We start from the raw sequence: 6,596 nt of genomic DNA, 5'->3' as shown, positions 1-6,596 counted from the left end.
TGGTTGGGTGTGGCCATGGGTGTCGGGTTCGTGCTCGGTGGCGGCGGGGTGCGCGGGGCCGTGCAGGTCGGGATGCTGCGCGCGCTGTTCGACGCCGGGATCCGGCCCGAGCTCGTCGTCGGGACCTCGATCGGGGCGATCAACGGCTCGGCGGTGGCGGCCGACCCGACGCCGGCCGTCGTCGAACGGCTCGCGCGGGCCTGGGCGTCGCCGACCGCGGCCGCGGTCTACGGGGACTCGTGGCCCAAGCAGCTCGCGCGGCTCGCCAAGTCCCGCACGCACCTGAACGACCCGGGGCCGCTGCGCGAGCTGGTCGCCGAGATGATCGGCGCGGACACCCGGTTCGAGGACCTGACGGTGCCCCTCGCGGTGGCCGCGGCGTGCATCGAACGGGCCGCGGAGAAGTGGTTCGACACCGGCCCGGTCGTGCCCGCGGTGATGGCGTCGGCGTCCGTGCCGGGGATCCTGCCCGCGACGCAGATCGGCGACGAGCACTTCGTCGACGGGGGTCTCGTGAACTCGATCCCGCTCGGTGAGGCGTGGCGCCGCGGCGCGACGACCGTGTACGTGCTGCAGGTCGGGCGCATCGAGGAGGCCCTCGTCGCACCCGACAAGCCCTCGGACGTCGCGCGCGTGAGCTTCGAGATCGCCCGTAGGCACCGGTTCGCCCGTGAGATCGACGAGGTCCCCGAGGGGGTCACCGTGCACATCCTGCCGAGCGGCGGTCCGACGAAGGGCGACGAGAAGCTCAGCTCGTACAAACGGATGGACACCGTCCGGGCCCGTATGGACGCCGCGCACGCCGCGACGAGCGCCTACCTGGCACGCGCGTGAGCTGGCGTCTGCCGCCGCGGTGGGTGCGGCGCGTGGTCCTCGCCCCCGTGCTCCTGCTGCTCGCGATCGTGGTGCTGCCGATCGGCGTGCTGCTCGCGGCGTTCGTCGGCGCGGTCATCACGTGGCTCCTGCCGGGACGGCTGCGGATCCTGCGCGTGCTGTGGATGGCGGTGTTCTACCTCTACTGGGACGCGGCCGTGCTCGTCGTCTGCTTCGTGCTGTGGGTGGGCAGCGGGTTCGGCTGGCGCATCCGGCGTCCGGCGTTCCAGGGCGCGCACTACCGCTTCGCGGGGTTGATGCTGCGCGTGCTGTTCTGGCAGATCAGCAAGACGCTGCGGCTCACGATCGACATCGAGGACGCGGACCTGGGCAACGTGCTGGAGGGCAGGCCGATCGTGGTCGCGAGCCGGCACGCGGGGCCCGGCGACTCGTTCATCCTCGTGCACGCGCTGCTGAACTGGTTCGACCGCGAGCCGCGGATCGTCCTGAAGGACACGCTCCAGTGGGACCCGGCGATCGACGTGCTGCTCAACCGGCTGCCGGCGCAGTTCATCACCCCGCGCAGCGCGCGGCCGCACGGCGCCCCACCGTTGTCCGACGCGGTGGGCGACCTCGCGCTCGGTCTCGACGGCGACGACGCGCTGCTGATCTTCCCCGAGGGCGGCAACGTCACGCCGCGCCGCCGGCTGCGCCGCATCGAGGCGCTGCACCGCTCGGGTCGCAGCGAGCTCGCCGCGCAGGCCGAGCAGATGGTCAACGTCATGGCCCCGCACGCGGGCGGGCTGTTGTCGGCGCTGGACGCGGCGCCGCAGGCGGGCGTGGTGTTCGTCGCGCACACGGGCCTCGACAAGCTCGTGACCGTGCGGGACATCTGGCGCGAGCTGCCGATGGACAAGCGCATCGTGATGAAGGGCTGGTCGCTGCAGCCCGACGACGTCCCCCGTGACGGGTCCGCGCAGGAGGCATGGCTGTTCGGACACTGGCGCGCGATCGACGAGTGGATCGCTGAGAAGGGCGCCTGAGGCTCACGACCCGGCTTGGAGGCGACCGACGGCGTCGGTCGCGACGAGGAAGCCGACGATCCCGAGCGTCCACGCCAGGACGTCTCCGCCGCGACGCTCGAACCAGCCGTTCATGCCCTGCAGCGTCGGCTCGACCTGCCGGGCCAGAGCGAGGCGGGCCACGAGCAGCACGGACGCAGGCAGGACCATGACCAGCGCATAGCCGACGAGCACGAGCGATCCTGCCGCGAGCCCCACCCCGTTCGCGGTGAGCAGGCCGATCGCGCCGAGGTACGGCAGCATCGTTGCGAGCTCGACGACCCCCGCGCCGATCGCGACGCCCGCGGCGACGCGTGGGCTGGCGTCCTCACCGACGATCCGCTGACGCGCCCTCTGCCAGCGGCTGACCCGGCCCGAGCGTTCGCGGCGCTCGCGCCGGCGCCGTGCGATCGCGCCGTCGAACAGGAAGCTCGCGGCGAACAGCCCGACGCCGACGACCAGTTGGACCCAGTCGAGCACGCGACTCTCGACGTCGGCGAAGCCCTCGATCACGGCCTGCAGCCCGGCGAGGAGGGCGACGCCGACCGCCCAGTAGAACGCCGCGATCGTCGCGAGGTAGACCACGACCGCACGGGTGCGCACGCGCGGCTGGGCGAGCATCCAGACGGGCATCCCCAGGGTGCCCAGGCTCACGCTGTCCACGATCGCCAGCCCCGCGAGCGCCGCGACCAGCGCAGGTGTCAGCTCGTCCATGTCCGCCCCCTCCGGCAGCGCCCCACGCTACGGGGGAACCCGCACCGGCACATCCCACCATCGGCGCGACCAAAGTCGCTCACCCGACGAGGTGTGTGCTGTGTCACGATGACGGCCATGCGGGGGGCAGCACGAATGTGGGTGCACAGGCGCCCGGGGGACGTGCCCGGATGGGGCGCGGCGCTCGGCACCGGGGCCGCCGCCGCGGCCTTGACGCTGGCGCGACCGCCGGCCGCACTCGACGGTCGCGGCTCGACAGCTGTCGCGACGGCGGCCGTCGTGGCGGGGACGCTCGTCGCGCTCGCACATCGTCACCGCGCGCGCTATGCGGTCGTGATCCCGGGTCTCGTGGTGCTGCTCCTCGTGGCGGTGCTCGCCGATGCGGGCCCGCTGGCCATGCTGATGCTCTTCGAGCTCCTGTTCGTCGGGACGCTCGAGGCGCGCGGCGTGTGGCGATGGTGTGCGTGGAGCGTCGCCGGCGCCGTGACCGTCGCGACGATCGCCGCCGCGGTCCATCAGGTGGTCGGCCAGGACCACGTCATGGTCCTGGCGTTGCAGAACGTCGTGCTCAGCGGGCTGGCGGTGTGGTGGGCGCAGAACCTGCGGCGCATGCGCGAGCAGACCCAGAAGGTGGCGGCCGGTTCGATCGCTCAGGAGCTGGCCGCACGGCACGAGCGCCAGGCGTCCGAGGCGCGCAGCGCGCTCGCGGTGAGCGCCGAGCGCGTCCGTCTGGCGCGCGACATGCACGACATCGTCGCGGGTCGGCTCGCGGCGGTGTCGCTCCAGGCGTCGCTCGCCATGCGCGCGGACGACCCCGGGCAGGTGGCGCGCGCGGTGCGGGAGATCAAGGCGTGCGCGGATGCGACGCTGGGCGAGGTCCGCGCCATGATCGACGAGCTCGGGGCGGACGGGAGCACGACTCCCGATCTCGCGGAGTGCCGGCGCCGTCTTGACGACACGGTGCGCGTCGCGCGGAGCCTGGGCGTCGACCTGACGCTGCGGGAGCACGGCACTGACCTGAGCTGTCCCGCGGGTGTGACCCTGTACGTCGTCGCGCAGGAGGTGGTGGCGAACATGGTGACCCACGCGAGCCCGTGCCGCGCGACTCTCGAGATCGGCAGCGACCAGGTGGCCATGACGCTGCGCGCGTGGAACTCCGTGGCCGTCGACCGCCAGGGCTCGACGGGCGTACGAGGTGGCTGGGGCTTGGCGAACATCGCCAATCGGATCGCCCCGTTCGCAGGCCGGCTGGAGCACGGCCCGACCGACGACGGGTCCGGGTGGCTCGTGGCGGTGACGGTGCCGCGCGCGGCACCGCGGCGACTCGTCTCCGAGTCATGACACGTCGTGCGCCGAGCCTGCAGGGACGAGCGGGACGTCGACCGGGGAGCTGAGCAGGTCGGCGACGGCGCACGCGAGCGCGTCGTTCTGCTGGAAGAAGGTCTCGGGCCCGCCGGGCCGCGGCAGTGCGGCGATCGCCCCCGCGCCCGACGGGCCGACCACGAAGACGGCGTGCTCGTCCTCGCCGGCCGCCGCGCGCAGCCGCATGGTCGTCGGGTCGACGTCGAGGCGACCGCCGGGCGTGCGCGGCCAGCCGGGACCGGTGGCCCAGAGGGCGCGGCGGGGATGGACGCGTGCGTCGACGAAGGCGGGGAAGCCGGTGACGCGCTCACCCGACCGGGTCCTGAGCGTCCAGCCGTCGGCGTCCGGCACGATGCCCTCCTCGGCCCCGGCGAGGACGACGACCCCCTGGTCGACGAGCGCCGCGAGCTCACGGGTGCGTCGGGCCGGAGGCCCGGACGTCAGGCGTGCCCCGATCGACTCCAGCGCGGCGGTCGCGTGTGCCGCCCGTTCCAGGTACCCCGAGGGCGGCGCGAGGACGGGGCCGGCGATCGCCTCGAGCGTGGCCAGTACGCACGACTGCGCAGCGAGTCGCTCGGGCTCAGGTGCAGTGATCGAGCGCACCTGCGCGGCGAGGTGGCGGCGGGCCTCGTGGGCCGTCGAGCCCACGCCCTTGAGCTGGGCGAGGAGCAGGTCGCGGCCTGTCGTGGACAGGACGCGTGCGAGCAGGTCGAGCACGGCTCGGTGCGCGGCGGGCACGTCGGTGCACTGCCGGAGGAGCGCGAGGCCGTCGTCCCACCCCAGAGTGCTGCTCGTGAGCGCGATCGGGGCGAGCTTCGGGCCGAGAGGCACCCCGGTCCGCGAGGTCGCCCACACCTGCGGCTCGGCCCCGCTCGGCACGTACCTCAGGCCGGCGCGGGCGTGCTCGAAGCGGCCGCCACGACCGACGGTGACCGCTGCGAGCACGTCGTGGAACGTCAGCCCGATGCCCCGCACGAGGACCGGCTGCCCCGGCGTCAGGGCGTCGAGGGTCCGCGGGCCCGACGCGCCGAGCACAGGGGGTCCGGGGTCGTCGTCCCCGGTCGCGAGGACGACGACGTCCGCCGAGAGCGTCCGGCCGTCCGCCAGGTCGACGCGGGGTGCCGACCCAGGACGGACGCGGACCACGTCACCGGCCGTGCAGCGGGTCGCGAACGGCGCGCGCGCGGTCGCGTCCGCGATGACCGCAGCGACGTACGAGCCGACGAGCCCGCGGCTGGCGAAGTCCAGCTCCGACATCCCCCGCGCCTCGCGCACGAGCTCCTCGGGCTCGCCCCCGGTCCGGGCCAGGTCGGTGGCGCACACCCCGCGGCACCACTCGAGGAAGGTGCCGACGCCGACGCCCGGACGGGTCAGCGTGATGTCGCGGGCGTACGAGTTGGAGAGCACGTGCGCGGCCTGGCCGGCGTCCCACGGGGACGACGCCTGCGGACCGCGGTCCACGACCGTCACCTCGACGTCGCGGGGCAGCGTGGACGCCAGCGCCCCGAGGAGCCCGGCGGTCCTCGGGCCGGCGCCCACGACCACGACCCGAGCGGTCACCAGACGTCGTCCACGACGGGCGGGCCGTCCTCCAGCGAGCAGGGGACGCGCACCACCCGGATCTCTCCCGATGCGACGCCCGCGACGGCCGCGCGCACGGTGGCGACGTCGCCCGGGCTGATCGTGACCTGCGCGACCGCGGCGCTCGCGAGCCTGGGACGGGCGATGTCCACGAACCGTCCGTGCACGCCGTTGACGCGACGGTCCTGCGCCTCGAGCCACCCGAACCCGGCGTTGTCGAGGACGACGAGGACGACGCCGCGCGCGCCCGGTGCAGGGGCGTCGAGGTCCTGGCCCAGCGTCGCCGCGGCACCGTCCCCCGTGACGACGAGCACCACCCCGCCGTCGCCCCTGCGCGCGTGCCGAGCGCCGACGGCCGCGGCGCAGCCGAACCCGAGGGTCGTCTGCTCCGAGGGGACGATCATGTCGACCTCCGGCGGGAGCCGCGTCACTGGGAACAGGTACGACCAGATGTCCATCAGGCCGTTCTCCTGGCAGAACGTCGAGCCCGGTGGCAACCCCGCGACCGCGGCGGACACGACTGCGGCCACGGGGTTCGTCGCGACGCGCTCCTGCGCCCACGCCTGCAGCGCCCCGCCGGCTGCCAGGACACGGCTCGTCCACTGCGCGTCCACCGCGTCGGGCCGGGCCCAGTGACCGACGACCGAACGGACGTCCGCCTGGACCAGCGCTCCGGGACGAGAGACGTCGAAGTCGGCGACCTCGACGTTCACCTGGATGGTCTGCGGTGCCACCGGCAGGCCGATGGTGGCCGTGTCCTCGAGCCGCGTGCCCAGGGTGACGACGACGTCCGCGTCCGCGAGCACTCGGCGCGCCTCCGGGTGCAGGTAGAGGCCCGCGACGCCGAGGTACAGGTCGCTGTGCTCGTCGGCGACCCCGCGGCCGCTCGCGGTGCACACCACGGGCGCTCCCCACGACTGCGACCATGCCGTGAGCGCGCCGCGGGGCAGTGCCTGGCAGCCGCCACCCGCGAGGATGACGGGGCGACGTGCCTCCCGCAGGACCGGCGGTGGCGGCACCGCACCAGGGTCGTGCGCGCGCGCGGGACGCGTCACCGCCACTGCG

6 protein-coding genes are annotated in these 6,596 nt (G+C 74.3%); 3 read left to right on the top strand and 3 right to left on the bottom strand.

From position 1 onward, the window contains the following. Together CWIS_RS07510 and CWIS_RS07505 are read left to right on the top strand one after the other, a co-directional pair. A partial coding sequence (locus tag CWIS_RS07510) for a patatin-like phospholipase family protein (RefSeq protein WP_369796513.1) occupies positions 1 to 834 on the top strand: 834 nt, incomplete at its 5' end. Next, on the top strand, positions 831 to 1,856 hold the full coding sequence (locus CWIS_RS07505) for a 1-acyl-sn-glycerol-3-phosphate acyltransferase (protein ID WP_048342643.1): 1,026 nt from the start codon (positions 831 to 833) through the stop codon (positions 1,854 to 1,856). The genes CWIS_RS07510 and CWIS_RS07505, both read left to right, overlap by 4 nt. 3 nt (positions 1,857 to 1,859) lie before the next feature. On the opposite strand, the gene CWIS_RS07500 is transcribed toward CWIS_RS07505, so the two are convergent. Beyond that, entirely contained in the window at positions 1,860 to 2,588 is a 729-nt protein-coding gene (locus CWIS_RS07500) for a GAP family protein (RefSeq protein WP_048342642.1), read from the bottom strand. A 135-nt stretch (positions 2,589 to 2,723) separates the two neighbouring features. On the opposite strand from CWIS_RS07500, the gene CWIS_RS07495 reads away from it, so the two are divergent. Continuing rightward, complete coding sequence (locus CWIS_RS07495; protein ID WP_048342641.1) at positions 2,724 to 3,929, top strand: sensor histidine kinase; 1,206 nt, start codon at positions 2,724 to 2,726, stop codon at positions 3,927 to 3,929. Here the strand turns inward: CWIS_RS07495 and CWIS_RS07490 are convergent. Both CWIS_RS07490 and CWIS_RS07485 read right to left on the bottom strand, forming a co-directional pair. Next, complete coding sequence (locus CWIS_RS07490) at positions 3,924 to 5,510, bottom strand: FAD/NAD(P)-binding protein (protein ID WP_048342640.1); 1,587 nt, start codon at positions 5,508 to 5,510, stop codon at positions 3,924 to 3,926. The genes CWIS_RS07495 and CWIS_RS07490 overlap by 6 nt on opposite strands. Next, a partial coding sequence (locus CWIS_RS07485) for a thiamine pyrophosphate-dependent enzyme (RefSeq protein ID WP_231583722.1) occupies positions 5,507 to 6,596 on the bottom strand: 1,090 nt, incomplete at its 5' end. The genes CWIS_RS07485 and CWIS_RS07490, both read right to left, overlap by 4 nt.

The organism is Cellulomonas sp. A375-1 (genome assembly GCF_001040865.1).
In the GTDB taxonomy this organism is placed as follows: Bacteria; Actinomycetota; Actinomycetes; order Actinomycetales; family Cellulomonadaceae; genus Cellulomonas; species Cellulomonas gelida.
The sequence above is the reverse complement of the archived record's forward strand: the minus strand, read 5'-3'. Positions and strand labels throughout refer to the sequence as shown.